This is a genomic window from Neobacillus fumarioli NBRC 102428 (assembly GCF_001591485.1).
Classification (GTDB): domain Bacteria; phylum Bacillota; class Bacilli; order Bacillales; family Cytobacillaceae; genus Neobacillus; species Neobacillus fumarioli.
In genome coordinates this window covers 1-2,349 of record NZ_BCUZ01000212.1, presented here as the reverse complement: position 1 = coordinate 2,349, position 2,349 = coordinate 1, and the positions used below count along the sequence as shown (strand labels likewise).

1 protein-coding gene is annotated in these 2,349 nt (G+C 47.5%); it reads right to left on the bottom strand.

Features of this window, described 5'->3' with window-relative positions:
* Positions 1 to 7 precede the first annotated feature (7 nt).
* Positions 8 to 2,284 (bottom strand): S8 family serine peptidase, encoded by a 2,277-nt coding sequence (locus BFU02S_RS15620; RefSeq protein WP_066372677.1) that lies wholly within the window; start codon positions 2,282 to 2,284, stop codon positions 8 to 10.
* Positions 2,285 to 2,349 lie beyond the last annotated feature (65 nt).

The window sequence follows — 2,349 nt, the reverse complement described above, 5'->3', positions numbered from 1 at the left end:
CCCCTGTTTAAGGTTCTTGGTTTTTGCTGATGATGATGCCGGTTTGGATGGAGTCTTCTTTGCCGGCTTTTTTGGCGAATATTTTGGCGATGTATATTCCTTCGGGCGGCAGTTGTTCGGGTTTGAATTCTTTGCGGATTAGGCCTTTTTTTACATCTCTTTTGGTGTCTAAAAAGGTGATAAAGCGGTAATCTTCCGGGTTAAATAGGGCAATGCCGAATTCTTCTGCTCCACCAGGTAAGTACACCTCGTAGCGGTAGGTGCCTGGCTGGTCCCCTTCCGCAAAATCAAAGCCCATGATCCTTGGATAATCAGGCTCTTTGAGAACATATAAGTACGGAATGTGAATGATCATCCCGCCGGCCTGAAGACTTAAAAATCCGTCATAGACCTTTTGTTTAAAAATAAAAGGGTCTACCTGGAGTCCAACGGTAATGGTTTTTGTTTGCTTAGGACCTAACGTGAACGATAATGGTAAACTCCATTTCAAGCCTTCTACTTGTTTTGGGATTATAAAAGAATACGTAATCGGGTGACTGCTGGTATTTTCCACCTTTAAATTGGCCTGATGTGCATTGTTCGAACTAGAAAATTTCCCAAAGCGAATACTTCCCGGCATTACCAGTGATTCGGCCTTAATTGCCTGATTCACTTGGATTCGGCCTGCTCCTTGCTCAAACGTACGGTAGGCCATGCGGTCTGCGGTACCTGTGATCACATTCGTACCTTCAGGGTTCCCATCGCCCGCTGCCTTTCGTTCTGTTACCGTCATACTATTGTTTGGCATCAGCGGCTTGGCTGTGTTCATCAATGCAGCCTTGATTTGCTCCGGCGTCCAATCAGGGTGTGCCTGTTTAATCAAGGCACAAGCACCTGCTACGTGCGGTGCGGCCATACTTGTACCTTGCAGCGACAGATAGCCTCCCGGGATGGTCGAAGTGATCGCCACTCCCGGAGCAACGAGGTCCGGCTTAATTTCCCATGTACCCGTCACCGGTCCACGTGAACTAAAATCAGCCAGCTGGTCTTTTTCCGACACAACTTGGAGCCGGGCTGACATCCTTTGATTTTTTAATACTTTGCTAATCTGCATTCCCTCACTTTTGGAAAGGGAACCGACGGGGATCGGGCTGGATGACTCCAAGTTGCCCATAAACGGCCCCTTTAAGTTGTTGTAAATGAGTACAGCTTTCGCTCCCGCATCAAAAGCGTTCTTGGCCTTTTCGGTAAACGTTAATGTTCCGCGTTTGATCAAGACTATTTTCCCCTGTACATCTGTTAGTTCCTCCTTCCTGCCAATGCCTCCATCGACAATCTCCAACGTTCGGTCAAGGACCCACTTTGCTGATCCCTCCATCGGCTGAATCCGAAATTTATTTCGAATTCCTTCTATTAATAAATAGGGAATTTCCAATGTTGGAGTAGAAGCGCCAACAGAAATGGCTTTCGATGCTGTTCCAGGCGAACCGACTGTCCAAACATTGGGCCCGGCATTACCGGACGCCGCCACCGCAACAATGCCGTTGTCGACCGCGTGGTTCAACGCAAGGCTGATGGGTAGATCCGGCCCATTAATATCATTGCCGAGCGAAAGGTTCATAATATCTACTTTATCTTTAATTGCCTGGTCAATCGCAGCAAGCACTTGCTCTGTCGTACCTCCTCCGCCAGGTCCGAGTGCACGGTAAGCAATAATTCTTGCCTCCGGCGCAACGCCTTTTATTTTTCCATTTGCGGCGATAATGCCGGCCACATGGGTTCCATGAATGGTGGCTTGTCCGGTAGCTCGGGTTTCCATCGGATCTCGGTCATTGTCAACAAGGTCGTAACCACCTGCATAGTTTTTTTGCAGATCAGGATGTGTATAGTCGACACCGGTATCGATTACCGCCACAGTGACACCCTTGCCTGTTAGTTTTTGATTTTTGGAAAAAGAATCGCGGATCTCTTCGCCGCCGATGATTTTGACACTTTCCTCCGTTTCGACCCGATACTCTGTGACCGGGGTAATGTGTATGACCTGCTCCCTTGATGCAAGCCGTGCAATGGCCTCGGGGCTGCCCTGTACTGAAAAACCGTTAATGGCTTTTTGAAAAACATGACGTAGTTTTACCTCTTTATAAGGGTGAATCAGCTGTTTGATTTGGTTTTCCGATTGTGCACTTTTGAGGATCACAATAGCAACGGTGTCTTGAGTACTTTTTGGAATCGGCGGATGGATGAGTGTTTTTCCAGCAGCTGCCGGTGCTTGAAAGGCTAAAAGAATAGCAAGTAGAAGTTTCATGCAAAAAATCCCCTTTTTTCATAGGGTTTTCTTTAGTGGGGAAAATATGCGGAATTGGCAGGGAA

What these genes read in the sequence shown, in the direction of transcription:
- BFU02S_RS15620 (WP_066372677.1), bottom strand. Translation starts at nt 2,284, where the DNA reads ATGAAACTTCTACTTGCTATTCTTTTAGCCTTTCAAGCACCGGCAGCT.